We start from the raw sequence: 24568 nt of genomic DNA on the forward strand, positions 1-24568 counted from the left end.
GGTGTGTCGCTCCTGGGGCGCACACCTCGCCGGTGCTAGCGTGAAACCGGCGTTCTCGCTGGTCACGACGTTTCTGCTCTGGTGGGGCGGGTGGGCCCCGCCGCGCCCGCACCACCCGGCCCATCACGCGCACGGCGCCCACCACGCGGTGCGCTCCGAGCGCGCTCCGGTCGGTCCGGCCGGCAGCCGCCGTCCGCCGCACTCCCGGCCGGCGACGGGCGGCTGAGCGGGCGCGACGCCCGCCGGTCACGACGGCGGCGCCGTACGGGGGAGGGCCCCGGCCGATGATCGGCCGGGGCCCTCCCCCGTACTGCGCCGCCAGTCCGGTCGGTCCGGTCAGCCGAGCCAGACGCGGGTGACGACGCCGTCCTCGACCTCGAAGTTGATGCGCCCCTCCAGGTACTCCATGGTGACGATCGAGCCCGGCGGAAGGGAGCGGACGACGTTCCAGCCCCGGATCCGGGCGAGCCGTTCGGCGTCGTCGGCGGCGAGACCCACATACGTTTCGGGTGCGTGTTCGGGTGTCATACAGCTCACGTTAGTACCTCGCCGGTCACGCTTGTGTCACAGCTTCTCGACATATGTTTGGCGCACCGCCCGTCGCCGACAGTGGCGATTTTCAGCCGCCGCCCCGGTAATTCCCGGCCTTCCGCGGCGGGTTCCCGCCGGCTTCCCGCGCGGCCTTCCGGAATTCCGTACGACCGCGCCCGGGCGGGAATTCGGGCAGCCGGTCCCGCCCGCACGGCATTCACGATTTCCCCGCATCCCGTCCACACCGTCCGCCGACCGGACGACCTGTCGGTCGGCCTCCACCGCCGTCCGCGCGCCGGAGGTCATCATCCGGGGATGGCTACCGAGACCGAGACCGCGAGCATCGAACCGCCGCCGGAGCGGCACGGTCGGGTCCTGATCGACTGGATGACCACGACCGACCACAAGAAGATCGGCCACCTCTACCTGGTGACCTCGTTCGTCTTCTTCCTGATCGCCGGGGTGATGGCGATGGTGATGCGGGCCGAGCTGGCCCGGCCGGGGCTCCAGCTCGTGACGAACCAGGAGTTCAACCAGGCGTTCACCCTCCACGGCACGATCATGCTGCTGCTCTTCGCGACGCCGACCTTCGCGGGCTTCGCCAACGAGCTGGTGCCGCTGCAGATCGGCGCCCCCGACGTCGCCTTCCCCCGGCTCAACATGCTCTCGTACTGGCTGTTCCTCTTCGGCGGCCTCATGGTGCTCGGCTCCCTGCTCACCCCGACCGGGCCCGCCGCCTTCGGCTGGACCGCCTACGCGCCGCTGAACAGCCTGGTCCGCTCCCCCGGCGTGGGCGTCGACCTGTGGATCATGGGGCTCGCGCTGTCCGGCTTCGGCACCATCCTCACCTCCGTGAACTTCATGGCGACGATCATCGGGATGCGGGCGCCCGGCATGACCATGTTCCGGATGCCGATCTTCACCTGGAACACCCTGTTCACCGCGATCCTGGTGCTCGCCGCCTTCCCGGTCCTCGCGGCGGCCCTGCTGGTCCTGGAGTCCGACCGGCGGCTCGGCTCGGTGGTCTTCCACTCGGAGAACGGCGGTGCGCTGCTGTGGCAGCACCTGTTCTGGTTCTTCGGGCATCCCGAGGTCTACATCATCGCCCTGCCGTTCTTCGGCATCGTCAGCGAGATCATCCCGGTCTTCTCCCGCAAACCGCTGTTCGGCTACACGACCCTGATCGCGGCGACCATCTGCATCACCGGCCTGTCGATGGTGGTGTGGGCGCACCACATGTTCGCGACCGGGGCGGTGCTGCTGCCCTTCTTCTCCTTCTTCTCGTTCCTGATCGCCGTGCCGACCGGGGTGAAGTTCTTCAACTGGACCGGCACCATGCTCAAGGGCTCGCTCTCCTTCGAGACCCCGATGCTCTGGTCGGTCGGCTTCCTGGTGTCGTTCCTGTTCGGCGGGCTGACCGGGGTGATCCTCGCCTCACCGCCGATGGACCTGCACGTCACCGACTCGTACTTCGTGGTCGCGCACTTCCACTACACGGTCTTCGGCACCGTCGTCTTCGCGACCTTCGCCGGCTTCTACTTCTGGTGGCCCAAGTTCACCGGGCGGATGCTCGACGAGCGGCTCGGAAAGGTCCACTTCTGGACGCTGTTCGTCGGCTTCCACACCACCTTCCTGGTCCAGCACTGGCTGGGCGCGGAGGGCATGCCCCGGCGGTACGCCGACTACCTCGACGCCGACGGCTTCACCGCCCTCAACACGGTCTCGACCATCGGGGCGTTCCTGCTCGGGGTGTCCACGCTGCCGTTCCTCTACAACGTGTGGCTCACCGCCCGCCACGGGAAGAAGGTCGACGTGGACGACCCGTGGGGCTACGGCCGCTCCCTGGAGTGGGCCACCTCCTGCCCGCCGCCCCGGCACAACTTCCTGGAGGTGCCCCTGATCCGCTCCGAGGCGCCCGCCTTCGACCTGCACCACCCCGAGTACGTCGCCTACGAGCGGATGCGGCTCACGAGCCCGCCGCCGGAGCGGCGCCGCCCGGCCGGTCGAGGGCCCGGCTCAGCAGGTCCCTGAGCGCCCGCACCCGGTCCGTCAGCTCCGGCGGGTCGATCACCTCGAACTCGAACCCGAGCATCGACACGTGGATCACGAGCAGGTCGAGGCTGTGGGCGCCGGTCCGCAGCAGGCAGGAGGCGTCGCCCTCGGCGGTCAGGACACCGTCGGCGGCGCCGACCGCGGCGGCCGCCTCCGCGAGCGGCACGTGCAGCCGTACCGTCGCCTCGGTCGCGTACGCCGCCGTGGACACGCCCCTCGCCACATAGGCGGCCAGGTCCTCGGCGGGCGGCTCGCGGGGCGGGAAGCGGGGGCCGTGCGGCGGCGTCGGCACGATCCGGTCGGCCCGGAAGGTCCGCCAGTCGGCCCGGTCCACGTCCCAGGCCACCAGATACCAGCGGCGCTCGCTGCACACCAGGCGGTGCGGCTCGACGGTCCTGCGGGTGCCGGTGCCGCCGTGGTCGCGGTACTCGAAGCGCAGCTTCTCGGCGTCCCGGCAGGCGTTGGCGAGCTCGGTCAGGACGGCGGGGTCGATCCGGTCCCGGGGCGTGCGCAGCATCGGCACCGTGAAGGCGTTGAGGGCCCCCACCCGGCGGCGCAGCCGGCCGGGCAGCACCTGCTCCAGCTTCGACAGCGCCCGTACGGAGCTCTCCCCGATGCCCTCGATGCCCTGCCCCGCGGCGGCCCGCAGCCCGACGGCGACCGCGACCGCCTCCTCGTCGTCGAGGAGCAGCGGCGGCAGCTCGGCCCCCGCGCCCAGTTGGTAGCCGCCCCCGGTGCCGGGAGTGGCGTTCACCGGATAGCCCAGCTCCCGCAGCCGGTCGACGTCCCGCCGCACGGTCCGCGCCGTCACCCCGAGGCGCTCGGCGAGAGCGGCGCCGGACCACTCCCGGCGGGCCTGGAGCAACGAGAGCAGACGCAGCAGCCGTGCGGAGGTCTCCACCATGGGCCCGAGTCTGCCAGCCCCTTCTCGGCCCGGCGTCAGCGGAAGCGGCGGACCAGCGCCCCCGCCGTGGCCTTCGCCGTGTAGACCGCGTCGATGACCGTGCCGGCCGTGCGGTGGAGGGCGGCGCGGGCGGGCGGGTGGGTGCGGGGACGCTCGGTGGTCCGGGCGGCCAGGTCGGTCCAGATGGCCTCGTGGCGGGCGGCGATCCGGCTCGGGTCGAAGCGCTCGGAGGCGGCGAGGGCGGCCTTCGAGGCCCGGGCGCGGGCCTCGTCGTCGTTGATGAGGGCGAGGAGGGCGGCGGCGACCGCCGCCGTGTCGTCGACCGGGACGAGCCGGCCGTCGACACCGTCCTCGATGATCTCGGCCGGGCCGTAGGGGCAGTCGGTGGAGACCACCGGCAGTCCGCAGCGCATCGCCTCCACGATGGTCATGCCGAAGGACTCGCGCCGGGAGGTGACGGCCGCGAGCGACCCCTTCGCCCACTCCGGCTCCATCGGGTGGGCGGTGCCCATGAGGAAGACGTGCTCGCCGAGGCCCCGCCGCTCGATCTGCCGGGCCAGGGACTTCTTCAGGTTGTCGGAGGCGTCGCCGGTGCCGTAGATCCGCAGCTTCCAGTCGGGGCGGGCGGCGGCCACGTCCGCGAAGGCGTCGATCAGCAGGTCGTAGCGCTTGACCGGGGTGAGCCGGCCGGCCGCGACGACGATCTTCGAGGCGGGGTCGGCGGGCGGCACGCTCGGCGCGGGCACGCTGTTGGGCACGGCGTCGATCCGCACCCCGGGCAGAGCGATTGCCTTGTACGCGCGGGCGTCGGCCTCGGTGACGGTGGTGACGGCGTCCAGGAGGGCGTAGTCGTGGGCGATGTCGCGGCGCAGCCGGTAGCTGTGCCCGTCGAGGATCAGGTGCTCCTGGCCGACGAGGACGGGCCCGCGCGGGGCCTGCCGGGCGAGCTGCACGTTGAGGCCGGGGCGGGTGGCGACCACCACGTCCGCCTCGACCGACGCCAGATGGGCGCCGATCCGGGCGTCGGTGAGGGCGCTGTACTGCTTCCAGCGGCCGTCGCCGCGCGGGAAGACCCGGGCGGGGCGGTGGAAGTCGGGGTGCTCGCCGTCGTAGCCGGGGCTGTTCTTCCGGATGTCGACCAGGTGACGCAGGGTCACTCCGGCGGGGACGCCGAGGATCGGCTCGTCGCGGTGGCGGAACACCGAGACGATCTCGACCTGGTGACGTGCCGCCAGCTCGGCGGCGAGGGTGAAGGTCGTCCGGATGGTGCCGCCGATGTGGTAGCCGTTGTGGAGCAGGAAGGAGATGCGCATGGGCCGTTCCGGTTCCCCCCGGTGAAATGCGTGGTCGGGGGCGACTGTACTGCCCCGCGCGAGGGCGCCGGTCACGGCCGGTATCCCAACTGGGGGACGGTGGCGCAGTTCCTCGTCATCTCGCCCTGCGAGACCCAGCCCCGGCCGTCCTGCCACCGGGCGACGGACAGGCAGGTGGCGCGGCTCCCCGGCGGCTCGGCCAGGCGCTCGAAGCGTACGGGCAGCAGCAGTCCGCGCGCGGTGTACGGCTCCGGACGTTCGAGGTACGCCTCGACGCAGGCCCGGGTGAGCCGGTCGCCGCAGGACCGGGCCGCGTCGGTGAACCACATGGCGGCCGCCCAGCCCTCCAACTGCCACTGGGACAGCGGCCGGCCGCCCATCGCGGCCCGGAACTCCCGTACGGCGGGGAAGGCGGTCTCGTCGTGGTTCCTGCTCGACCCGGTCGCGAAGAGCGCGGCCCGGCAGCCCGGCGAGCGCGCGTAGTCCCGCGGCACGGACGAGGACCAGTTCTGCACGTTGGTCACCTTGGCCGCGACCCGCACGCCCGACGCCTCCATCGCCTCGCACAGCCGGGCGTTGCCGTGGGTGTCCATCGCGTCGAAGACGAGGTCGGCCTTCTGGGCCCGCAGATCGGCGGCGACGGCGCGGAAGTTGGGCAGCGCGAAGTCGACCTGCTCCTCGACGACCCGGTAACCCTCGGCCCGCAGCCCCTCGGCGACCAGCCGGGCGTACGCGGCGGAGGCGGCCTGGTTGTAGGAGACGACGGCGGCGGTCCGGGCGCCGAGGTGGGTCTTGAACCAGCGGTAGACCTCGGTGCCGCCGTACAGCACGCCGTTCCAGCCGGGTGCCTCGCCGGTGCGGGGGGCGGAGCTGCCGTAGATCCCGTAGAGGTGGGGGTACGTGTCGTAGGCCGGGGTCAGCGGCTGCCCGCCGACGTCGGGGACGCCGGCCCGGGCGACGCGCGGGGCGCCGGCATAGTCGAGGGCGGTGGTGGCGACCAGGGCGAAGACCCTGCGCTCGTCGACCAGCCGGTGCACGCACGCCTGGTTGCCGACGCCGCTGCCGCCGTCGTCGCAGGTGACGACCTCGATCCGGCGGCCGTCGAGGCCGCCGCGGGCGTTGAGGGCGTCGAAGTAGGCGCGGGCCCCGTCGCGCGGGCCGGTGAGGCTCGCCCCGCCGACGGGGCTGGTGGCGCTGGTGATGATGCCGACGCGGAGCGGCTCACCGCCGGAGGGGGTGACGGTGGGCCGCGTCTCGAAGGCGCTCTCCGGAAGCCTGCTCCCGCAGCCCGTGGCGAGCAGGGCCAGGGCGGCGAGGAGGGCGGTCAGGAGAAGTGCCGCGGCCGCGTCAGCAGCCCGGGACCTGGGTCGCACCGCTGAGCTGGACGAGGCCGCAGAGGGTCCGCACGGAGACCTTCCAGGTGTCGTCCTGCAGGACGGAGGTGCCCTTGGCGTCGGGCAGGGCGGGGTTGCCGCCGACGAGCAGGTCGTAGGTGACGTCGGCGTCCGACGGCGAGGTGAACTGGATCCCCTTGACCTTCGCGGAGCTCGCGGCGGCGTTCTCGTCGCCGGCGAAGGCGGCGAGGACCGGGGCCATCCGCGCGCCGTTCTCCAGGAGCTTGATCCGCTCGGCGGTCGGGGTCTTCGGGTCGAAGAAGGCCGTCCAGTTCCTGGTGATCTCCGCCTCGGCCGCTGCCGGGTCCACGGGCTGGGCCGCCATGGTGGGCAGCGTGGTCGTCGGCGGTTCCGTCCTGCCTCCGTTGCCGCCGTTGTCGTCCCCGCAGCCCGCGAGGGCCGGCGTCAGCGCCAGTACGGCGGCTGCCGCGAGCGCGGCGGCGCGTCTCTTCAGAACCATCTGGCTCACCACCGGATGTCCGTGCAGGCCGGGCGGCCTGATGATTCCAGGGTGTGCCGGTTCGGGGCATAGTGCAAGGAAGCGGATGAAGAAGACATAAAGACCGGATGGTGGTCTGGAGGCCAGGGAGGCGCCGTGCCGTCGACACCCCGGATCCTGCTGTGGGGAGGGCTCGCGGCGGCCGCCGGGGGCGCGGTGCTGTGCGTGCTCGGCTGGTACGGGATCTCGGGCGAGCGGTTCGCGGAACGGCAGCTCCCGTATCTGGCCTCGTGCACCGTGCCCGGGGCGGCGCTGATCGTGGCGGGCGCAGTGCTGTGCGCGGCGGCCCTCCTCGTCCCCGGACCGCCGGCGTCGGATCGGCCGCAGGAGGAACGGGACGCGGGCGAGGAACCGGCGACGCCCTCCTCGCAGGAGCCTCCGCTGCGGGTCCCCGGCGGGACGCTCGCGCACCGGCCGGACTGCCCGCTGGTGGCCGGACGGCCGGAGGCGGTCCCGGCGGGCGACGACGAGCTGTCCCCCTGCCCGGTGTGTGAGCCGTGGCCTCGCTGACCTACGACCTGGTCCTCGCCGGCCTCGCGGTCGGCAGCGCGGGGGCGCTCACCGGCATCGGACTGATCGTCACCCACCGGGCGACCGGCGTCCTCAACCTGGCGCACGGCGCGATCGCCATGCTCTGCGCCTACGTGCTGCGCCAGCTCGTGGTGGAGTGGGGCTGGCCGCTGCCGCTCGGGGCCGCCGTCACCCTGCTCGTCGTCGCGCCGGGCATCGGTCTGCTCCTGGACCGGGCGGTGTTCCGGCCGCTCGCCCTCTCCGCCGCGGGCCCGGCGCGGACCCTGGTGGCCTCCATCGGCGTCTTCGTGCTGCTGGTGGGCGCGGCGGCGCTGCTCTGGGGCGGCGGGGCGCGGGACGACGCGCCCGTGCTGCTCGGCGACGACCCGTGGGCGCAGCTCGCGGCGGTGGTGGCGCTGGCCTGCCTGGTGGGGGCGGTGACCCGGTGGACCCGGTTCGGGCGGGAGCTGCGGGCGGTGGTGGACAACCGGCCGCTGGCGGTGCTGTCCGGCATCCCCGCGGACCGGGTGGCGGCGGCGGGCTGGGCGTTCGGCGCGGTCACGGCCGGTCTCACGGGCGTGCTCCTCGCGCCGTACGTGCGGCTCGACCCGTACGGGATGCCGCTGCTCGTGGTCGAGGTGATCGCGGTGGCGGTGGTGGCCCGGATGCGGAGCCTGCCGGTGGCGGTCCTGACCGCCCTCGCGCTCGGCGTGGCGCAGGCGCAGCTCACCCGGCTGCACCCCGGCGGCTGGGCGGGCGAGCTGCTCCAGGCCGCCGCGGCGAACCTGTTCGTGGTGGCGCTCCTCGTGGCGGCGCTGGTGCTGCCGGGGGTGGGCGGCGGGGACGCGCTGCCCGCGCCGCGGGCCGCGCCGCGGGTGCCGGCCGGGGTGTGGCCGGTGGTGGCGGTGCTCTTCGCGCTGCCGCTGGGCTTCGCGGGCGAGGACCTGACGACGGCGGTGCAGGTGCCGGCGCTCGCGGTGATCCTGCTGTCGCTGGTGGTGGTCTCGGGCCGGGGCGGTCAGATCGCGCTGGGCCAGGCGGCGTACGCGGGGCTCGGCGCGCTGTTCACGGGCCTGCTCGCGGCGGCCGGTCTGCCGGAGCTGGTGGCGCTGGCGGCGGCGGTGCTCTGCGTGGCGCCGCTGGGCCTGCTGACCGGCTGGCCCGCGATCCGCCGGCACGGGCTCGCACTGGCCCTGGTGACGCTCGCGGTGGGGGTGGCGGTGAGCCGCTTCGTCTTCGCGCAGCCGTACGCGACGGCGGGCGTGGCCCTGGAGCGCCCGGCCGGCTTCGAGGCGGACCGCCGCTACTACGTCCTGGAGCTGGTGGTCCTGGCCTGCTGCCTGCTCCTGGTCGGCGCCCTGCGCCGGGGCCGCACGGGCCGCGCGCTCGCCGCGCTGCGCGACCACGAGCGGGGCGCGGAGGCGGCGGGTGTGCGCGTGGCGGGCCTGAAGGTCTTCGCCTTCGTCCTGGGCGCGGCCCTCGCGGCCCTCGGCGGCGGCCTCCTGGGCATGGGCGTCCGCGCCTTCGACCCGGACGCCTTCGACCCGGTCCGGGGCCTGCTCTGGTTCGCCGCCGTCCTGGCCCTCGGCGCCGACCTCCTCCTCACCCCGCTCCTCGCCGCCACCCTCCTCGTCGCCCTCGACGCCGGCGCCCACGCGGGCGTGGCGGCGGCCCTGATCGGTCTCCTGGCCACCTTCACGGGCCGCGTCCCGCCCCTCCTGACGACCGTGTTCCGACGGTCGGCGCCCCCGGTTCGGGCGGGTCGGCCCGCGCCGACCCCCGCCCCCGCGCCCGGACACCCACCGGGAACGCGCACAAGCGGTGCGGGCGCTGCCGAGCCCTCACCGGTGAGCGGCGCGGGCCCGGCCGCCCGCCCGGAGCCCGGCCGCCCACCCACGGCCGTCCACCCGGCGACAGACCGGCCCGGCGCCCGCAGGGGCGGTACGGGCGAGGACGACCACCCGGCGGCGGGCGGTCCCATGCCGCGGCCCGGCCCGCTCCGGGGCGCGGGCCACGGCCCCGCCGACGCGCGCCCCGCCCGGCCGGGCGGTACGGTCACCCGCCCCGCCCGTACCCCCCGGCTCGTCGCCCAGGGGCTGCGCCTCACCTACCCCGGCGGGCTCACCGCCCTCGATCGCGTCGATCTCGCGCTGCGGCCGGGGCGGGTGACCGCGGTCGTCGGGCCCAACGGGGCGGGGAAGAGCACGCTGTTCGACTGTCTCGCGGGGACCCTGCGGCCCACCGCGGGGCGCGTGGTGCTCGACGGGACGGACATCACCCGGCGGGCGGCGCACGTCCGGTGCCGGCTCGGGATCGGGCGGACGTTCCAGCGGCTCGCCGTGTTCCCGTCCCTCACCGTCGAGGAGAACGTCCTCGTCGGCGGCGGGGGCGCGGCCGCCGAGCAGGCGCTGCGGCTGCTCGGGCTCGCCGGGAGCGTGCGGCACGTGGCCGCCGCCGGGCTGCCGACCGGCACGCTCCGCAGGGTGGAGCTCGCCCGGGCCCTCGCGGGCGGCCCGCACACGCTCCTGCTCGACGAGCCCGCCGCGGGGCTCGACGCCGACGAGACGGCCGCCCTCGCCCGTGTCCTCGCCGCGCTCGCCGCCGACGGCCTCACCGTGCTCGTCGTCGAGCACGACCCCGATCTCGTCGCCGGCATCGCCCACACCGTGCACACCATGGAAGGCGGCCGGATCGTGTCATGACCGTCGAGATCGCCCTCCGCCGCGCCCGGGTCCGCTACGGCCCCCTGGAGGCCCTGCACGGCCTCGACCTGCCCCTGCCCGCCGCGACCGTCACCGTCCTGCTCGGGCGGAACGGCTCCGGCCGCACGACCGCCCTGCGCGCCCTCGCCGGGACGGTGCCGCTCGCCGCCGGGCGGGTGGAGTGGCGCGGCACGGACGTCACCCGGCTGCCCGCCCACGTACGGGCGCGGCGCGGCCTGTGCTTCGTACCGGACCTGCGGGCGGTCTACCCGACCCTCACCGTCGCGGAGAACCTGGACCTGGCCGCGCCCGGCCGCCGGGACGAGGCGCTCGCCGCGTACCCCGAGCTCGGGCCCCTGCTCGGCCGCCGCGCCGCGACGCTCTCCGGCGGCGAGCGCCGGATGCTCGCGCTGAGCCGCGCCCTGCTCGCCCCGGCCCGCGTGGTGCTGGTCGACGAGCCGTCCCTCGGCATGGCGCCGGCCGTGGCCTCGCGTACGTACGCGCTGCTCGCCGCCCTCGCCCGGCCGCCCCGCGCCGCGGCCGTGGTGCTGGCCGAGCAGCGCGTGCCGCGCGGGCTGCCGCCGGGCTCCCTCGCGTACGAGCTGCGCCGCGGCTCCCTCGCGGGCGGGCGCGAGATCACCGCGCCGTGGACGTGAGCCTCAGCATCGTGCCGACCGTCAGCCGGTTCGGGTCCGGTCCGACCACCGCCCGGTTCGCCTCGTACAGCGCCTGCCAGCCGCCCCGGATCTTGAAGCGGCGGGCGATCGAGCTCAGCGTATCGCCGGCCTGGACGACATGGGCGCGCCCGCTCAGGCCGTACCGCCGTGAGCAGACCGGCCAGGCGCCCCAGCCCTGGACGCGCAGCACGTCCTCGGCGACGGTGATCTGCTGGGCGCGGGTGGCCAGGTCGGCCCGGCGGGCGTGGCGGAGCCCGCCGAACTCCTCCCAGGTGGGCTGCCAGAACTGCAGTCCGCCGTAGAAGCCGTTGCCGGTGTTGGCGTGCCAGTCGCCGCCGCTCTCGCACTCGGCGACGCAGCCCCACGGCCACTGGTCCTTCACGCATGCCTCGACGGGCGTGGGCGCGGTGCCCGCCGCCCGGACGGCCGCCGCCCGCGGGGCGGCCGACGCCTCGGCGACCGGCGCCGGGGACAGCAGTGACGCCGCCAGGACGACGGCACCGGCCGTCGCATATCGGATCTTCGACATCGGGGCAGGCTAGGCAGCGGCTCCGGGCGCCGGCCCCGTGCCGCGCGGAACGCCGTTCACATGCCACCCGGTCGGAGTCACCGGCGGCCCGCCCAACTTGGCGGGGCTCCGCGCGTGACCCCGGCCGAGCCTTCCCCGTTGAACTCGGCATGAGACGACCGGGAACCGCCCGTCGTCGCACGCGAAGAGTCCAGGGAGTCCCCCGTGCCGCGCATGCTCGACGTCAGCGAGGACGTACGCGCCGAGATCGGCGACGAAGAAGCCGAGCGGCTGCTCGCCGGCGAGAACGCCCCCGGCAGCTACGACTGCACCTCCTGCCGCACGCCCGGCGACTCCGAGCAGGAGCGGACCAGCACGGTGCTGTTCGTCGGCGAGGAGACCGCCGTGCTCGCGTTCGCCCATGCGAGCTGCATCCCGTCCCAGGTCGTCCGGGTCGCCGAGGAGCAGCTCCAGGGCGCCGTCGCCTCCATCACCGCGGCCGACGCCGCCGACTCCCTGTCCGCCGCGCACCCCCGGCAGGCGGTCCTCGGCGTCACGAGCGGTCTGGTCCTGATCGAGGGCGAGCTGCACCCGGCGCTCGTGGTGGAGCCGACGGCGCCGGTGGCCCGCCCCGGCTCGGACGGGCTGACCGACGAGTTCCTCACGCTCCTGGTCGAGCAGGGCTTCCAGCCGGTCTCCGACGTCAACGTCAAGCCGGCCCCGCTGCCCGGCTGGTCGGTCCTGGTGGCCATGGGCCAGCTCCACTCCGTCCTCCAGCCCGGTGCGGGCGGCGTGGGCCAGGCCGCCTGGTGGCAGGCGCACCAGCCGCTCCAGGTCACCGAGGGCTGGCGGGCCGCCGCCAACAAGTCGCACACGGTGCTGGTCTTCGCCGCCCCGGTGGGCTCCATCGGCCAGCAGCCGCGCGAGGACCTGCTGCGGGACGCCCTGGAGAAGGCCGCGGCCAACGGGCGCCTGGTGGCCGCCGCGATGCCGCTGGCCGGTACGTGATGGCGGACACGCGACCCGGCATAGGGCCGGCCCGCGTCCCGGGGGTGCCGAGCGTTCCGCGGCCCCGGCGGGCTGCTCTTTCCGAGAGCCGCCCGCATCCCACGGACCCCGGGGTCGTTGGCACCTATGTGCACGCATACGACCCCTTCCGCCAGCAGTATCCGAGTCCGATCCCGTCCATGCGCCCGGCGCAGGACGTCCCGGCGGGTCTGTCCCCGACGCCGATCTACGACGCCCTGTACTCCGAGTACCGCCGGACCTTCCGCACGCTGCCGGGCGACCGCAGCGGCGAGGAGGAGCTGAGCTTCCGGGCCTTCGGCACCGGGGCGGCGGGCACGACGGGCTCGACGGGATACCGGCAGCAGGCCAGATGGTCGGCGTACGCGCTGCCACCGGGCTCACGGAGCGGTGTCTAGCGACGACGCGGACCCGCCAGGCGCAGACGGCCGAGGGCCGGGGCTCATCGCCCCGGCCCTTTTCCGGACTGGGGGGGTTGTCAGCCCGCGAGCCCCTGACCTGCGGTCGAGCGGCTTCGGGACCACGTGCCTCAGCGATGCTCGTAGGCGGTGAAGGGCCGGGACCCGGTCGAGTAGGCGTCATAGCGGGCGACGACAAGCCGGTCACGGTACCTGAAGATCGCGTCCACGGAGCCCATGCTGTCCGGGAGGTCGCGGATCTCGCGCTGCTCACCCGTGGCCGGGTCGAGGACACGGACGCGGTAGGGGTCCTCGCGGTGGGAGGTGAGGACGGTGAGCTTCCCGTCCTGGACGAGGAGGCGGTACCCGCTGTCGCCGTCGAGGCGGTCGTCGTCGGGGGTGCCGCCCCAGACGGGGGTCCCGGTGGCCAGGTCGAAGGCGGTCAGGTGGTTTCGGCTGTCACGAGACCTCAGCGTCGGCAGGTCGTGCACGGCATAGAGCCTGCGGTCGTCCGCCACCGCCATGCCCAGGCTGTGGCGGTAGTGGATCTTTCCGTACGGGCCGCTGAAGTCGATCGGAGGGTTCGGGCGGCCGTTCCCGCCGAAGGAGAAGTACGCCCCCTGCTCGCCGCCGTCCTCGGAGGCGGCCACCACTATCGGATCGGCCGACAAGAAGTCCGTGAAGGTGTCATGCTCGAGGGGGCGCCGGCCTCCGAGCGGGGTGGACCACCTGAGCGCGCCGGTGGCCGGGTCGAAGGCGGCGGTGTGCAGTTCGGCGTCCTCCGCGATCTTCTCGTCCCACAGGTTGTCCTCGCCGCCGCAGGCGAGGAAGGCGGCGATCTGGTGCTCGGCCGCCGCGGTCCGGCCCGGGACGCACTCCTTCGGCAGGGCCGCCTTCCAGCGGGGCTTCCCGGTACGGACGTGCACGGCGCGCAACTGGTCTTGCTGGAGGAGCACGGCGACGCCGCCGCCGGCGGACACCGAGGAACCCTGAAAGAGAGGCGGATCGGGCTCGCTGAGCCGAGCCTGCCAGAGCTCCCGGCCGTCCTGCATGTCGATGGCGACGACGGTGGTGCACGACTTGTCCTTGGCCGGGGAGGAGGCGCCGTCCCCGTCGCGGACGAGGACCAGGACCGAGCGGACGGTGTCGGCCGTGGCGTGGCATACCGACGAGCGGCCGGGTGGCACGTACTCCCAGCTCCGCTCGCCGGTGGCGGCGTGGAACCCGGTCACCGCGTCGAAGCGGCTGCGGACCAGCGTGTCGCCGGACAGCCAGGCCCCTGTCCCCTGCGGTTCGGCCTTGCGGTCGGCGGGGGTGTCCCAGACCACGCTCATGGTCTCGTTGCCGGACCCGAAGAGGCCGCATCCGGTAGCGAGCGTGCAGAGGGCGACCAGGGCCGCCCCCAGTGCCCACGTTCTCCGTCCGCTCCGTCCGCTCCGTCCGCCGGACGGCATCTCGTTCACCCTCATGGTCTTGTCCCCCCGAACCCTTCGCCGTCGACGGTCCACGTGCGTTCCCGTGTCGCTCGGCGGAGATCATCAATCAGCCCCCTACCAGCGGAGAAACCGCCGGTAGAGGGCTTGATCACGTGTGTTACTTCTTCTTGCCGCGCTTCTCGCGCACCCGCACCGAGATGTGGATCGGGGTGCCCTCGAAGCCGAACTCCTCGCGCAGCCGGCGCTCGACGAAGCGGCGGTAGCCGGCCTCCAGGAAGCCGGAGGCGAAGAGCACGAACCGGGGCGGCTTGGTGCCCGCCTGCGTGCCGAAGAGGATGCGGGGCTGCTTGCCGCCGCGGATCGGGTGCGGGTGGGCGGCGACGAGCTCGCCGAGGAAGGCGTTGAGCCGGCCGGTGGGGACGCGGGTCTCCCAGCCGGCGAGGGCCGTCTCGATGGCCGGGACCAGCTTCTCCATGTGGCGGCCGGTCTTGGCGGAGACGTTGACCCGGGGCGCCCAGGAGACCTGCTGCATCTCGGTCTCGATCTCGCGCTCCAGGTAGTAGCGGCGCTCCTCGTCGAGCTCGTCCCACTTGTTGTAGGCGATGACGATGGCGCGGCCCGACTCGACCGCCATCGTGATGATGCGCTGGTCCTGGACCGAGATGTGGTCGGTGGTGTCGATGAGGATGACGGCCACCTCCGCCTTCTCGACGGCGGCGGCGGTCCGCAGGGAGGCGTAGTAGTCCGCGCCCTCCTGGAGGTGGACCTTCTTGCGGATGCCCGCGGTGTCCACGAACTTCCAGGTCTTGCCGCCGAGCTCGATCAGCTCGTCGACCGGGTCGCGGGTGGTGCCGGCCAGCTCGTTGACGACGACCCGCTCCTCGCCGGCCACCTTGTTGAGGAGGGAGGACTTGCCGACGTTGGGGCGGCCGATGAGGGCGATGCGGCGCGGGCCGCCGACGGCGTTGCCGAAGCGCTGCTCGGGGGCCTCGGGGAGCGCCTTGAGGACCTCGTCGAGGAGGTCGCCGGTGCCGCGGCCGTGCAGCGAGGAGACGGGGAACGGCTCGCCGAGGCCGAGGGACCACAGGGTGGCGGCGTCGGCCTCGCCGGCGGGGCCGTCGACCTTGTTGGCGGCGAGGACGACCGGCTTGCCGGCCCGGCGGAGCAGCTTGACGACGGCCTCGTCGGTGTCGGTGGCGCCGACGGTGGCGTCCACGACGAAGAGGCAGGCGTCGGCGGCCTCGATGGCGTACTCGGCCTGGGCGGCGACGGAGGCGTCGATGCCGAGGACGTCCTGCTCCCAGCCGCCGGTGTCGACGACCTTGAAACGGCGGCCGGCCCACTCGGCCTCGTAGGTGACGCGGTCGCGGGTGACGCCCGGCTTGTCCTCGACGACGGCCTCACGGCGGCCGATGATCCGGTTCACCAGGGTCGACTTGCCGACATTGGGACGGCCGACGACGGCGAGGACGGGGAGCGGGCCGTGCCCGGCCTCCTCGATCGCGCCTTCGACGTCCTCGATGTCGAAGCCCTCTTCCGCGGCGAGCTCCATGAACTCCGCGTACTCGGCGTCGCCAAGTGCCCCGTGGTCGTGCTGGTCGTTCATGAAGTCCGTTCCTTGATCATTCGTGGTCGGTGGGTCCCCGGACTCCGGGGCCCACTACTGAGAGTGTCGCTCAGCGCCCGGTGAGGCGCCTGGCGTTTTTCAGGTGTTCGGTGAGCCGGGCCTGGATGCGGTGGGTCGCCTCGTCCAGTGCCTTGCGGGTGCGCCGGCCGCTGCCGTCGCCGGCCTCGAAGGGGTCGCCGAAGACGACGTCGACGCGGCCGCGCAGCGGCGGCAGTGCCTTGATCAACCGTCCGCGCCGCTCGGAACTTCCCAGGACGGCGACGGGGACGATCGGGGCGCCGCTGCGGACGGCGAAGTAGGCGAGGCCGGAGCGGAGGGAGGCGAAGTCGCCCTCGCCGCGGGTGCCCTCCGGGAAGATGCCGAGGACGCCGCCGTGCTCCAGGACCGCGAGGGCGTCGGATATCGCCGTGCGGTCGGTGCTGTGACGGTCGACCTCGAGCTGCCCGATGGCGGTGAGGAAGGGGCCGAGCGGCCCGACGAACGCTTCCTTCTTGACGAGGAAGTGGACGGGCCGGGGTGCGGTGCCCATGAGCATGGGGCCGTCGATGTTGTGCGCGTGGTTGACGGCGAGGATGACGGGGCCGGCGGCCGGCACCCGCCAGGCGCCGAGGACGCGCGGCTTCCAGAGGCCGTACATCAGCCCGATGCCGATGCCCCGGCCGACGGCGGCGCCCTTCTCGGAGGGCTGGGTCACAGGGCGGCCGCCCGCTTCTGGCCCCGCTTCTCCTCCACCAGGGTCACGACGCACTCGATGACCTGGTCGAGCGTGAGGTCGGTGGTGTCGACCTCGACGGCGTCGTCGGCCTTGGCGAGCGGGGAGGTCTTACGGCTGGAGTCGGCCGCGTCCCGCTTGATCAGGGCCTGCTGCGTGGCGTGCACGTCGGCGCCCTTGAGCTCGCCGGAGCGGCGGGCGGCGCGGGCCTCGGGCGAGGCGGTGAGGAAGATCTTGAGGTCGGCGTCGGGCAGGACGGTGGTGCCGATGTCCCGGCCCTCGACGACGATGCCGAGCGCGGCGTCCTTGGCGATGGACCGCTGGAGCTCGGTGATCAGGGTGCGCACCTCGGGGACGGCGCTGACGGCGCTGACCTTGGAGGTGACCTCCTCGGTCCGGATGGGCCCGGAGGCGTCCACGCCGTCCACGGTGATGGTGGGCCTGGCGGGGTCGGTGCCGGAGACGATGACGGGCTTGCCGGCGGCGTTCGCGACCGCGTCGGCGTCGGTGACGTCCACGCCGTTGCTGATCATCCACCAGGTGATGGCCCGGTACTGGGCCCCGGTGTCGAGGTAGCTCAGCCCCAGCTTGGCGGCAACCGCCTTCGAGGTGCTCGACTTGCCCGTGCCGGAGGGGCCGTCGATGGCGACGATCACGGTTTCCACGGTGGGGAACGCCTTCCTGGGTGAGCGGGAGCCCCCGTCATACATGCGGGGACCCCCACAAGGTTACCGAGTCCCCCACCCCCATTCGGCCCAGCGCCCGTGTGGACCCGCATCCCACCGGGGCGGCGCCCCGCCCCCGCCCCCTCAGCTCGTGCGCAAGGCCCAGCCCCGCTCCTTCAGGGCCGCGCTCAGGAGCGGGGCCGACGCGGGGGTCACCATCAGTTGGACGAGGCCGGCCTGCTGGCCCGTCGCGTGCTCGATGCGGACGTCCTCGATGTTGACGCCGGCGCGGCCGGCGTCGGCGAAGATGCGGGCCAGCTCGCCGGGCTGGTCGCTGATGAGGACGGCGACGGTCTCGTAGACCGTGGGGGCGGCGCCGTGCTTGCCGGGGACGCGGGCGCGGCCGGCGTTGCCGCGGCGCAGGACGTCCGCGACGCCGGACGCGCCGTCGCGGCGCTTGGCGTCGTCGCCGGACTCCAGCGCGCGCAGGGCCCGGACCGTCTCGTCGAGGTCCGCCGCCACGCCCGCGAGGACGTCGGCGACGGGCCCCGGGTTCGCGGAGAGGATCTCGACCCACATGCGGGGGTCGGACGCGGCGATCCGGGTGACGTCCCGGATGCCCTGCCCGCACAGCCGTACCGCCGTCTCGTCGGCCTCCTCCAGGCGGGCCGCCACCATCGACGACACCAACTGCGGGGTGTGCGAGACCAGCGCGACGGCCCGGTCGTGGGCGTCGGCGTCCATGACGACGGGGACGGCCCGGCACAGGGCGACCAGTTCCAGGGCGAGGTTGAGGACCTCGGTGTCGGTGTCCCGGGTCGGGGTGAGCACCCACGGCCGGCCCTCGAAGAGGTCGGCGGTGGCCGCCAGCGGCCCGGAGCGCTCCTTGCCGGACATCGGGTGCGTGCCGATGTACGCGGTGAGGTCCAGGCCCAGCGCCTCCAGCTCCCGCTTGGGTCCGCCCTTCACGCTGGCCACGTCCAGGTAGCCCCGGCCGAGCCCCGACCGGATCGCCTCGGCGAGGGTGCCGGCGACGTGGGCGGGCGGCACGGCGACCAGGACCAGGTCCACCGGCCCCTCGGGCGGCTCGTCGGTGCCGGCGCCGAGCGCGGCGGCGGTGTGGGCCTGGGCGGGGTCGTGGTCGCGCAGGTGGACGGTGACGCCCCGGCCGGCGAGGGCCAGCGCCGCCGAGGTGCCGATCAGGCCGGTTCCGATGACGAGCGCGGTTCTCACTGGGCGATGTCCTTGCGCAGGGCGGCCGCGGCGCCGAGGTAGACGTGCGCGATCCGGGACTTGGGCAGATCCGACTCGACGTGGGCGAGGAGCCGTACGACCCTCGGCATCGCGCCGGCGATGTCGAGCTCCTGGGCGCAGATGAGCGGCACGTCGACGATGCCGATGCGGCGGGCGGCCGCGGCCGGGAAGTCGCTGTGCAGATCGGGTGTGGCGGTGAACCAGATGCTGATCAGGTCGTCCGCGCTCAGGCCGTTGCGTTCGAGCACGGCGGTGAGCAGCTCCTCGACCTGCTCGTGCATGTGTCCGGCCTCGTCCCGCTCCAGTTGGACGGCGCCTCGGACGGCTCGTACCGCCACCTCGTACTCCTTCGCCTGCGTCAGTGCTCCGACCAGCCTAGTCAGCTCGGCGGGCGCGCGGTCGCGACGCCCGCCCTGCGAGACGGGGCGGGGACCGCGTACGCCGGGGTACAGCGGGGGTACAGCCGGGGTGCAGCCGGGGTACAACTGTCGGATGCTGCTCCACGTCGTACCGCTGGACGAATGGTCCGCCGACCCCGACCGCCCCTATGCCCCGCCGTCGCTCGCCGCCGAGGGTTTCGTCCACTGCTCCCCGGACGAGACGGCCGCCCTCGCGATCGCCGACGGCCACTACCGGGACGCGGCGGGACCGCTCCTGGTCCTGGTGATCGACGATGCGAAGCTGGCCGGCGAGGTCCGCTGGGAGGGTTCGGAGGACATGCTCTTCCCGCATGTGTACGGGCCGATCGAGCGGGCCGCGGTCACGGCGGTCCTGGAGGTGCGGCGGGACGCGGACGGCCGTGCGAGGGAGCTGACGCCCTGGGCGTAGGCGTGTTGCCGTACGGGCGCGGGGCGCGCGGCCAAGCTGGTCGGCATGACGACTGCTGACGCCCTTGCCGCCGCCCTGCCCCGCCGTACGGCGCTCCTCGCCGGTGCGGTCCTGGTCTCCGGCTGCGGCGGCGGATCGGACGGTACGGAGGAGGAGCCCGCGGCCTCGACGCCGGCCCCGCCCTCCTCCCCCGCCGGATCGCCCGCCCCGCCCTCCTCCCCCGCCTCCCCCGCCTCCCCCGCCACGCCCTCCGCGCCCGGTGACGTACTCGCCCGCACGTCCGAGATCCCGGTCGGCGGCGGAAAGATCTTCAAGGAGGAGAAGGTCGTGGTGACCCAGCCCGAGGCCGGGCGGTTCAGGGCCTTCTCGGCGGTCTGCACCCATCAGGGCTGTCTGGTGGCCACGGTCGCCGACGGCACGATCGACTGCCGGTGCCACGGCTCCCGGTTCCGCGTCGCGGACGGCTCGGTCGCCGCCGGTCCGGCGACCCGTCCGCTGCCGGCCGAGACGATCAATGTGTCGGCGGACACGATCACTCTGGCCTAGCCTGTCGCGCATGACTCCCGAGGAACTGGTGCGCGACCACACGATCTACTCCTGTGTCATGGGGTCGCGCGCGTTCGGTCTGGCCACCGAGGACAGCGACACCGACCGCAGGGGCGTGTATCTCGCCCCCACCCCGCTGTTCTGGCGCTTCGACAAGCCGCCGGCCCATGTGGAGGGCCCGGCCCCGGAGCAGTTCAACTGGGAGCTGGAACGGTTCTGCGAGCTCGCCCTGCGCAACAACCCGAACGTCCTGGAGTGCCTCCACTCCCCCGTCGTCGAGCACGCCGACGCGATAGGCCGCGAACTGCTCTCCCTGCGCGGCGCGTTCCTCTCCCGCCGCTCGCACGCCACCTTCGTCCGTTACGCGGGCGGGCAGCGCCGCAAGCTCGACGCCGACGTCCGCCAGTACGGCGCCCCGCGCTGGAAGCACGCCATGCACCTGCTGCGCCTGCTCACGAGCTGCCGGGACCTGCTGCGCAGCGGCGAACTCCGGATCGACGTGGGCGAGGACCGCGAGCGTCTGCTCGCGGTGAAGCGCGGCGAGGTGCCCTGGCCGGAGGTGGAGTCCTGGATGAACCGCCTCCAGGACGAGGCCGACCACGCCCACACCACCAGCCCCCTCCCCGAGGCCCCGGACACCGCCCGCATCGAGGACTTCCTGACCCGCGCCCGCCGCGCCTCAGCCCTGCGCGTGCTGGAGGCGGACCCGCACGACGAGGTCGTCCAGGGCGCCGAGGGCGTCCGTCTCGGCGCGGAGTCCTGAGGCGGCCTGCGCCGCGTCCAGGACACCGTGGAGCCGCTCCACCTCCCCGCGTACGTCCTCCGTCACCACCGCCGCCACCTCGTGCTCGGCGGCCGCCTTCGCCTCGATCAGCTCCGGCAGCCGCGCGGGTGCCTCGGGCACCTCGGCGGCGAGCGTGGGCAGATGGGCCTGGATCTCGCCGGACCGCATGAGGTGGATGCCGGTGAGCAGCGCCCGGTAGGTGTAGAGCAGCGGTTTGAGCTCACCGCTCTTCTCGAACAGCCGCCACTGGGTGCCCGCGAAGCCGCGGTAGTGGTGGGCGTGGTGGGAGGTGACCACGTCCGGCACGTGCGCGCACAGCTCGGCGTGCGCGGCGGAGGTGTGGGCGACCAGCGGCGAGGTGAGCTGTTCCAGGACGTAGCCGTTGCGCCGCAGCATGAGCCGGACGAACTTCCGCAGGTCGTGGGTGACGAGGTCCATCTCCACCCCGTCCCGGCCCCACATCCGGGTCCGGGTCTCCTCCGGCTCGCGCAGGCCGATCAGTCCGGCGACCGGCAGCAGGTGCGCGCCCCGCAGGTCGACGTCGGAGTCGCGGGAGGGAAAGCCGTAGAGGTGCGCGCCGGAGACGGTGGCGAAGAGCAGGGGGTCGGTCTGCTCGGCCACGACGGCGGACAGGTCGAGCTCGGGAAGTCCGGCCTCGGACAGGGTGGTTCCGGGCGCGTGGGTGCTCGGGTGCGTCATGGGCTCACGCGTCCCAGAGCGCGCCGAAGGCCAGCAGTTCCTCGCGGTACTCGACGCGCTCCGCCCACTCCTTCGGCCACGCGTCCGCGCCCAGGTGCGCGCCGGCGAAGGCGCCGGCGAGGGCGGCGATGGAGTCGGAGTCGCCTCGGGTGCAGGCGGCGCGGCGCAGGGCGGTGAGGGGCTCGTCGGGGAAGAGCAGGAAGCAGAGCAGGCCGGTGGCGAGCGCCTCCTCGGCGATCCAGCCGTCGCCGGTGTACGTGCAGGGGTCGAGCTCCGGGTCGGCGGTGCGCTGGACGGCGTCCAGGCGTTCCAGGACGGCCAGGCACTCGTCCCAGCCGCGCCGGATGAAGTGCAGGGCGCTGGGGTCCTGGGAGCGGGTCCACAGGTCGCCGAGCCAGCGCTCGTCGTAGCGGGAGCGGTTGTCCAGGGCGTACGAGCGGAGCTGCCCGACGAGCCCGGTCGGGTCCACGCCCCGCGCGAGCAGGTGCACCGCGCGGGCGGTCAGGTCGGAGGCGGCCAGGGCGGTGGGGTGGCCGTGGGTGAGGGCGGACTGCAACTGGGCGGCGCCGGCCCGCTGCTCGTCGCTCAGGCCGGGGACGAGGCCGATGGGGGCGACCCGCATGTTGGCGCCGCAGCCCTTGGATCCGACCTGGCTGGCGTCCTGCCAGAGCCGGTCGCTGTCCAGGAGCCGGCAGGCGACCATGCAGGTGCGGCCGGGTGCCCGGTTGTTCTCCGGGGAGTGGTACCAGTCGACGAACTCCTCCCGCAGCGGCCGGGCGAGCCGCAGCGGGGTGAGGGCACCCCGGTCCATGGCGGTGCGGATGCCCCGGGCGAAGGCGAGGGTCATCTGGGTGTCGTCGGTGACCCGGCCCTTCTCGGGGAGGGCGAGCTCCCGCCAGGGTCCGTACCAGCTCATGATCCTCGCCACGTCGATGAACTCCGTGGGCAGCCCCAGCGCGTCCCCCAGCGCCAGCCCGATCAGCGCCCCCGTCGCCGCCCTCTTGGTGGTGCCGTGCGTCATGCCGTCCGTCCTTCCGGTCGCAGCAGTGGCGGGTGGAGGGCCGTGGCCTCTCCCGCCCGGTAGAGAGCGGCCGGTTTCCCCCGTCCGCCGGTGCGGCGCGGTGGTGCCTCGACGGGCCGGACGAAGCCGGGGGTGGCGAGGACCTTGCGCCGGAAGTTGGGGCGGTCGAGTGCGACGCCCCAGACCGTCTCGTACACCTGCCGCAGCTCGCCGAGGGTGAACTCGGCCGGGCAGAAGGCGGTGGCGAGACAGGTGTACTCGAGCTTGGCGCCGACGCGTTCGCGGGCGTCGGCGAGGATGCGGTCGTGGTCGAAGGCGAGGTCGCGGACGTCCTCGTACGGCAGCCAGCGGGCCTGCGCCGCGTCGCCGCCGCCGCGCGGCTCGGGCAGGTCGGGCACGAGCGCGGTGAAGGCGACGGAGACGACCCGCATCCGGGGGTCGCGGTCGGGTTCGCTGTAGGTGCGGAGCTGTTCGAGGTGGAGCCGGGCGGCGTTGGCCTCGGACAGGCCGGTCTCCTCGGCGAGTTCGCGGCGGGCGGCCTGCTCGGCGGACTCGTGGGGCAGGACGAAGCCGCCGGGCAGCGCCCAGGCGCCGGCGTAGGGTTCCTGGCCGCGCTGGACGAGCAGGACGTGCAGGCGCTGCTCGCGGACGGTGAGGACGGCGAGGTCGGCGGTGAGGGCGAAGGGCTCGAAGGCGTACTTGTCGTAGCCGTCGGGCGCGCCGGGTGCGTCGGGTGCGGTGCTCATCGGCGTTCCGGGAGGGGGTCGGTGAAGTGCCAGCCCTCGGCGAGCAGCGCGTCCACGGCGGCGACGGCGGTCGCGAGGCGCTCCTCGTGGGGGCCGGTGAGGACGACGGTGCGGCGGCCGGTGTGGGCGAGCTGGGCGAGGAAGCGCGCGGTCATCCAGGGCCGCAGGTGCTCCCCGTCCCGCAGTCCGTCGTCCTCGAAGGCGACGCCCCGGTGGTCGGTGAGCAGCCACAGGTGCTGCCGGCCGCGGGCGGCGATCTCGCCGGTGCCCGGGCTGCTGGTGCCCATGTAGCGCTCGTGCCAGATGGTGGTGGCGAAGGCGTCGGTGTCGCAGAAGAGGACGGGCGATCCGTCGCGGGCGGCCTCCTCCTCCGTCTCGGCCTGGCGCAGGGCGATGACGGGGAAGTCGGCGGAGTGGAAGGTGACGTCGGCCCAGGTGGCGTCCGGCCGCTCGGCCCGGAGTTCGGCGAGCTTGAGCTCGCTGTACGCGCGTCCGTACTCGGGGACGCAGCGGGTGCGGGCCCACACGCCGCCGCGCCGCCGGTAGTGGTCGGCGAGGGCGAGCGCCATGGTGGTGGTGCCGGTGGACTCGGCGCCGAGGACGACGATCCGGCGGGTGAGGGCGGCCCGTACGGGGGCTTCCAGGTGGTCCCAGTGGGCGACGGGATCGGCGCGCACGGCCGTGCCGGAGACGGGGTGGCGGCGCCGGTCGGGGTCGACGAGGACGGAGGCGGCGCCGAAGCGGCGGCCGAGCTCCTCCCCGTACGGCTCCGAGGTGAAGACGGCGTCGACGGCCTCGGGCACGGCGGCCCGGAACACCGCCATGTGGGCGTCCCACACCTCGGGGTCGTGGAGGTCGACGGGGTGGTCGTCGACGGCGCCCACGACGAGGGCGTCGGGGTGGATCTCGCGCATCCAGGCGACGCGGTCGGCGAGGGGCACGGACTCGACGGAGGAGGCGCAGACGAGCACGGTGAGGCGGTCGCACCGGGCGCGTGCGGTGCGGACGAGGTGGTGGTGGCCGGCGTGCGGCGGATAGAACTTGCCGAGGACGAGGCCGTGTCCGTAACGGGTCATGCCGTGGCCTCCCGGACGCGGAGGGGGCCGGACGCGAGGTCGCGGTGCCAGCCGCGCAGGCCGAGGACGCAGAGCGTCATGAAGCCGACGTACAGCACCGAGGTGAGGTAGAGCTCCTTGTACGCGTACAGGGGCACGTAGACGAGGTCGGCGGCGATCCAGAGCCACCAGGACTCCAGCCGCTTGCGGCACTGCCCGTAGGTGGCCATCAGGGACAGCGCGGTCGTCAGGGCGTCCCAGAAGGGCACGGTCGAGTCGGTGGCCCGGTCGAGGAGCAGGGTGAGGGCGAGGGTCCCCACCGCCCCCGCCGCGATCAGCCAGGTCCATTCGGTGCGGCTGGTGCGCCGGACCGGCAGGGCCTGGGTGACGGAGCCCGGTCCACCCCCGTGGGTCCAGGTCCACCACCCGTAGGCGGCGAGGGCGATGAAGACGATCTGGAGGCCGGCGTCGGCGTAGAGACCGCTCTGGGTGAAGAGCAGGACGAAGAAGACGTTGTTGGCCATGCCGATCGGCCAGTTGGCGATGTGCTGACGGGCGACGAGCCAGACGCAGAGCGCCCCGCTCCCGAAGCCCAGCACCTCGGTCCAGGAGACCGGGGTGTCGAGGAGCGTGAAGAGCGGCTGCTGGAGCGGGTCCAGGACGTTCGCGAGACTCATGCTC

26 protein-coding genes are annotated in these 24568 nt (G+C 74.1%); 9 read left to right on the top strand and 17 right to left on the bottom strand.

Annotated features, from left to right (window positions below; translation table 11 throughout):
- Positions 1 to 336: 336 nt before the first annotated feature.
- The gene (locus ABZ135_RS29785; protein WP_356699933.1) at positions 337 to 528 is read right to left on the bottom strand and encodes an I78 family peptidase inhibitor; all 192 of its coding nucleotides are present in this window, start codon (positions 526 to 528) and stop codon (positions 337 to 339) included.
- Positions 529 to 846: 318 nt separating this feature from the next.
- Between ABZ135_RS29785 and ctaD the strand changes: the two genes are divergently transcribed.
- The gene (ctaD, locus tag ABZ135_RS29790) at positions 847 to 2562 is read left to right on the top strand and encodes a cytochrome c oxidase subunit I (protein WP_356699935.1); all 1716 of its coding nucleotides are present in this window, start codon (positions 847 to 849) and stop codon (positions 2560 to 2562) included.
- Here the strand turns inward: ctaD and ABZ135_RS29795 are convergent.
- The 4 genes from ABZ135_RS29795 to ABZ135_RS29810 form a co-directional block, all read right to left on the bottom strand.
- Entirely contained in the window at positions 2498 to 3487 is a 990-nt protein-coding gene (locus ABZ135_RS29795) for a YafY family protein (protein WP_356699937.1), read from the bottom strand. The two genes, ctaD and ABZ135_RS29795, sit on opposite strands and share 65 nt — an antisense overlap.
- Positions 3488 to 3522: 35 nt before the next feature.
- On the bottom strand, positions 3523 to 4800 hold the full coding sequence (locus tag ABZ135_RS29800; RefSeq protein ID WP_356699939.1) for a glycosyltransferase: 1278 nt from the start codon (positions 4798 to 4800) through the stop codon (positions 3523 to 3525).
- Positions 4801 to 4871: 71 nt separating this feature from the next.
- Positions 4872 to 6173 (bottom strand): ABC transporter substrate-binding protein, encoded by a 1302-nt coding sequence (locus tag ABZ135_RS29805; RefSeq protein ID WP_356699941.1) that lies wholly within the window; start codon positions 6171 to 6173, stop codon positions 4872 to 4874.
- A complete protein-coding gene (locus tag ABZ135_RS29810) occupies positions 6148 to 6654 on the bottom strand; it encodes a hypothetical protein (protein ID WP_356699943.1) in 507 nt (168 codons plus the stop codon). The genes ABZ135_RS29805 and ABZ135_RS29810 overlap by 26 nt, the downstream gene beginning before the upstream one ends.
- 135 nt (positions 6655 to 6789) lie before the next feature.
- Between ABZ135_RS29810 and ABZ135_RS29815 the strand changes: the two genes are divergently transcribed.
- The 3 genes from ABZ135_RS29815 to ABZ135_RS29825 are packed head-to-tail and all read left to right on the top strand — an operon-like array spanning position 6790 to position 10561.
- The gene (locus ABZ135_RS29815; RefSeq protein WP_356699944.1) at positions 6790 to 7203 is read left to right on the top strand and encodes a hypothetical protein; all 414 of its coding nucleotides are present in this window, start codon (positions 6790 to 6792) and stop codon (positions 7201 to 7203) included.
- Entirely contained in the window at positions 7191 to 9905 is a 2715-nt protein-coding gene (locus ABZ135_RS29820) for an ATP-binding cassette domain-containing protein (protein WP_356699946.1), read from the top strand. The genes ABZ135_RS29815 and ABZ135_RS29820 overlap by 13 nt, the downstream gene beginning before the upstream one ends.
- Entirely contained in the window at positions 9902 to 10561 is a 660-nt protein-coding gene (locus ABZ135_RS29825) for an ATP-binding cassette domain-containing protein (protein ID WP_356699948.1), read from the top strand. The genes ABZ135_RS29820 and ABZ135_RS29825 overlap by 4 nt, the downstream gene beginning before the upstream one ends.
- Here ABZ135_RS29825 and ABZ135_RS29830 read toward each other — a convergent pair.
- On the bottom strand, positions 10542 to 11111 hold the full coding sequence (locus ABZ135_RS29830) for a transglycosylase family protein (RefSeq protein ID WP_356699950.1): 570 nt from the start codon (positions 11109 to 11111) through the stop codon (positions 10542 to 10544). The two genes, ABZ135_RS29825 and ABZ135_RS29830, sit on opposite strands and share 20 nt — an antisense overlap.
- Positions 11112 to 11315: 204 nt before the next feature.
- Here ABZ135_RS29830 and ABZ135_RS29835 point away from each other — a divergent pair, with 204 nt between their 5' ends.
- Entirely contained in the window at positions 11316 to 12098 is a 783-nt protein-coding gene (locus tag ABZ135_RS29835) for a hypothetical protein (protein WP_356699952.1), read from the top strand.
- A gap of 128 nt (positions 12099 to 12226) precedes the next feature.
- Positions 12227 to 12514, top strand: coding sequence for a hypothetical protein (locus tag ABZ135_RS29840; protein ID WP_356699954.1), 288 nt, complete (start codon positions 12227 to 12229; stop codon positions 12512 to 12514).
- A 131-nt stretch (positions 12515 to 12645) separates the two neighbouring features.
- Here ABZ135_RS29840 and ABZ135_RS29845 read toward each other — a convergent pair whose 3' ends face one another.
- The 6 genes from ABZ135_RS29845 to aroH all read right to left on the bottom strand — a co-directional run bounded on the left by ABZ135_RS29845 (position 12646) and on the right by aroH (position 18546).
- Positions 12646 to 13848: a PQQ-binding-like beta-propeller repeat protein gene (locus ABZ135_RS29845; RefSeq protein WP_356699956.1), complete on the bottom strand. Its 1203-nt coding sequence runs from the start codon at positions 13846 to 13848 to the stop codon at positions 12646 to 12648.
- Positions 13849 to 14107: 259 nt separating this feature from the next.
- Positions 14108 to 15556: a ribosome biogenesis GTPase Der gene (gene der, locus ABZ135_RS29850; RefSeq protein WP_356699958.1), complete on the bottom strand. Its 1449-nt coding sequence runs from the start codon at positions 15554 to 15556 to the stop codon at positions 14108 to 14110.
- Positions 15557 to 15626: 70 nt separating this feature from the next.
- Entirely contained in the window at positions 15627 to 16214 is a 588-nt protein-coding gene (locus ABZ135_RS29855) for a lysophospholipid acyltransferase family protein (RefSeq protein WP_356700020.1), read from the bottom strand.
- A gap of 53 nt (positions 16215 to 16267) precedes the next feature.
- Positions 16268 to 16999: a (d)CMP kinase gene (cmk, locus tag ABZ135_RS29860; protein WP_356699960.1), complete on the bottom strand. Its 732-nt coding sequence runs from the start codon at positions 16997 to 16999 to the stop codon at positions 16268 to 16270.
- 99 nt (positions 17000 to 17098) lie between these two features.
- A complete protein-coding gene (locus tag ABZ135_RS29865; RefSeq protein WP_356699962.1) occupies positions 17099 to 18187 on the bottom strand; it encodes a prephenate dehydrogenase in 1089 nt (362 codons plus the stop codon).
- Complete coding sequence (gene aroH, locus ABZ135_RS29870) at positions 18184 to 18546, bottom strand: chorismate mutase (protein WP_356699964.1); 363 nt, start codon at positions 18544 to 18546, stop codon at positions 18184 to 18186. Before aroH ends, ABZ135_RS29865 begins: the two co-directional genes overlap by 4 nt.
- A 154-nt stretch (positions 18547 to 18700) precedes the next feature.
- Between aroH and ABZ135_RS29875 the strand changes: the two genes are divergently transcribed.
- The 3 genes from ABZ135_RS29875 to ABZ135_RS29885 are packed head-to-tail and all read left to right on the top strand — an operon-like array spanning position 18701 to position 20345.
- Positions 18701 to 19036 (top strand): DUF952 domain-containing protein, encoded by a 336-nt coding sequence (locus ABZ135_RS29875; RefSeq protein ID WP_356699966.1) that lies wholly within the window; start codon positions 18701 to 18703, stop codon positions 19034 to 19036.
- 45 nt (positions 19037 to 19081) lie between these two features.
- On the top strand, positions 19082 to 19582 hold the full coding sequence (locus ABZ135_RS29880) for a Rieske (2Fe-2S) protein (RefSeq protein WP_356699968.1): 501 nt from the start codon (positions 19082 to 19084) through the stop codon (positions 19580 to 19582).
- Positions 19583 to 19592: 10 nt separating this feature from the next.
- A complete protein-coding gene (locus tag ABZ135_RS29885; protein WP_356699970.1) occupies positions 19593 to 20345 on the top strand; it encodes a nucleotidyltransferase domain-containing protein in 753 nt (250 codons plus the stop codon).
- On the opposite strand, the gene ABZ135_RS29890 is transcribed toward ABZ135_RS29885, so the two are convergent.
- From ABZ135_RS29890 to pnuC, 5 genes are read right to left on the bottom strand one after another with little or no spacing between them, the layout of a single operon-like run.
- Positions 20262 to 21065, bottom strand: a complete 804-nt coding sequence (locus ABZ135_RS29890) for a nucleotidyltransferase domain-containing protein (protein ID WP_356699972.1) — start codon at positions 21063 to 21065, stop codon at positions 20262 to 20264. The two genes, ABZ135_RS29885 and ABZ135_RS29890, sit on opposite strands and share 84 nt — an antisense overlap.
- Positions 21066 to 21069: 4 nt before the next feature.
- Complete coding sequence (locus tag ABZ135_RS29895) at positions 21070 to 22086, bottom strand: ADP-ribosylglycohydrolase family protein (RefSeq protein WP_356699974.1); 1017 nt, start codon at positions 22084 to 22086, stop codon at positions 21070 to 21072.
- Positions 22083 to 22832 (bottom strand): NUDIX domain-containing protein, encoded by a 750-nt coding sequence (locus ABZ135_RS29900; protein WP_356699975.1) that lies wholly within the window; start codon positions 22830 to 22832, stop codon positions 22083 to 22085. The genes ABZ135_RS29895 and ABZ135_RS29900 overlap by 4 nt, the downstream gene beginning before the upstream one ends.
- Positions 22829 to 23908 (bottom strand): AAA family ATPase, encoded by a 1080-nt coding sequence (locus ABZ135_RS29905; RefSeq protein ID WP_356699977.1) that lies wholly within the window; start codon positions 23906 to 23908, stop codon positions 22829 to 22831. The genes ABZ135_RS29900 and ABZ135_RS29905 overlap by 4 nt, the downstream gene beginning before the upstream one ends.
- Complete coding sequence (pnuC, locus tag ABZ135_RS29910; RefSeq protein ID WP_356699979.1) at positions 23905 to 24564, bottom strand: nicotinamide riboside transporter PnuC; 660 nt, start codon at positions 24562 to 24564, stop codon at positions 23905 to 23907. Before pnuC ends, ABZ135_RS29905 begins: the two co-directional genes overlap by 4 nt.
- Positions 24565 to 24568 lie beyond the last annotated feature (4 nt).

It is taken from the genome of Streptomyces sp. NPDC006339, from assembly GCF_040612775.1.
Classification (GTDB): domain Bacteria; phylum Actinomycetota; class Actinomycetes; order Streptomycetales; family Streptomycetaceae; genus Streptomyces.

What these genes read in the sequence shown, in the direction of transcription:
- pnuC (WP_356699979.1), bottom strand. Translation starts at nt 24,564, where the DNA reads ATGAGTCTCGCGAACGTCCTGGACCCGCTCCAGCAGCCGCTCTTCACG.
- ABZ135_RS29875 (WP_356699966.1), top strand. Translation starts at nt 18,701, where the DNA reads ATGCTGCTCCACGTCGTACCGCTGGACGAATGGTCCGCCGACCCCGAC.
- ABZ135_RS29825 (WP_356699948.1), top strand. Translation starts at nt 9,902, where the DNA reads ATGACCGTCGAGATCGCCCTCCGCCGCGCCCGGGTCCGCTACGGCCCC.
- ABZ135_RS29905 (WP_356699977.1), bottom strand. Translation starts at nt 23,908, where the DNA reads ATGACCCGTTACGGACACGGCCTCGTCCTCGGCAAGTTCTATCCGCCG.
- ABZ135_RS29900 (WP_356699975.1), bottom strand. Translation starts at nt 22,832, where the DNA reads ATGAGCACCGCACCCGACGCACCCGGCGCGCCCGACGGCTACGACAAG.
- ABZ135_RS29890 (WP_356699972.1), bottom strand. Translation starts at nt 21,065, where the DNA reads ATGACGCACCCGAGCACCCACGCGCCCGGAACCACCCTGTCCGAGGCC.
- ABZ135_RS29845 (WP_356699956.1), bottom strand. Translation starts at nt 13,848, where the DNA reads ATGAGCGTGGTCTGGGACACCCCCGCCGACCGCAAGGCCGAACCGCAG.
- ABZ135_RS29795 (WP_356699937.1), bottom strand. Translation starts at nt 3,487, where the DNA reads ATGGTGGAGACCTCCGCACGGCTGCTGCGTCTGCTCTCGTTGCTCCAG.
- ABZ135_RS29785 (WP_356699933.1), bottom strand. Translation starts at nt 528, where the DNA reads ATGACACCCGAACACGCACCCGAAACGTATGTGGGTCTCGCCGCCGAC.
- ABZ135_RS29855 (WP_356700020.1), bottom strand. Translation starts at nt 16,214, where the DNA reads ATGTACGGCCTCTGGAAGCCGCGCGTCCTCGGCGCCTGGCGGGTGCCG.
- cmk (WP_356699960.1), bottom strand. Translation starts at nt 16,999, where the DNA reads ATGTATGACGGGGGCTCCCGCTCACCCAGGAAGGCGTTCCCCACCGTG.
- ctaD (WP_356699935.1), top strand. Translation starts at nt 847, where the DNA reads ATGGCTACCGAGACCGAGACCGCGAGCATCGAACCGCCGCCGGAGCGG.
- ABZ135_RS29895 (WP_356699974.1), bottom strand. Translation starts at nt 22,086, where the DNA reads ATGACGCACGGCACCACCAAGAGGGCGGCGACGGGGGCGCTGATCGGG.
- ABZ135_RS29885 (WP_356699970.1), top strand. Translation starts at nt 19,593, where the DNA reads ATGACTCCCGAGGAACTGGTGCGCGACCACACGATCTACTCCTGTGTC.
- ABZ135_RS29830 (WP_356699950.1), bottom strand. Translation starts at nt 11,111, where the DNA reads ATGTCGAAGATCCGATATGCGACGGCCGGTGCCGTCGTCCTGGCGGCG.
- ABZ135_RS29810 (WP_356699943.1), bottom strand. Translation starts at nt 6,654, where the DNA reads ATGGTTCTGAAGAGACGCGCCGCCGCGCTCGCGGCAGCCGCCGTACTG.
- der (WP_356699958.1), bottom strand. Translation starts at nt 15,556, where the DNA reads ATGAACGACCAGCACGACCACGGGGCACTTGGCGACGCCGAGTACGCG.
- ABZ135_RS29880 (WP_356699968.1), top strand. Translation starts at nt 19,082, where the DNA reads ATGACGACTGCTGACGCCCTTGCCGCCGCCCTGCCCCGCCGTACGGCG.
- ABZ135_RS29800 (WP_356699939.1), bottom strand. Translation starts at nt 4,800, where the DNA reads ATGCGCATCTCCTTCCTGCTCCACAACGGCTACCACATCGGCGGCACC.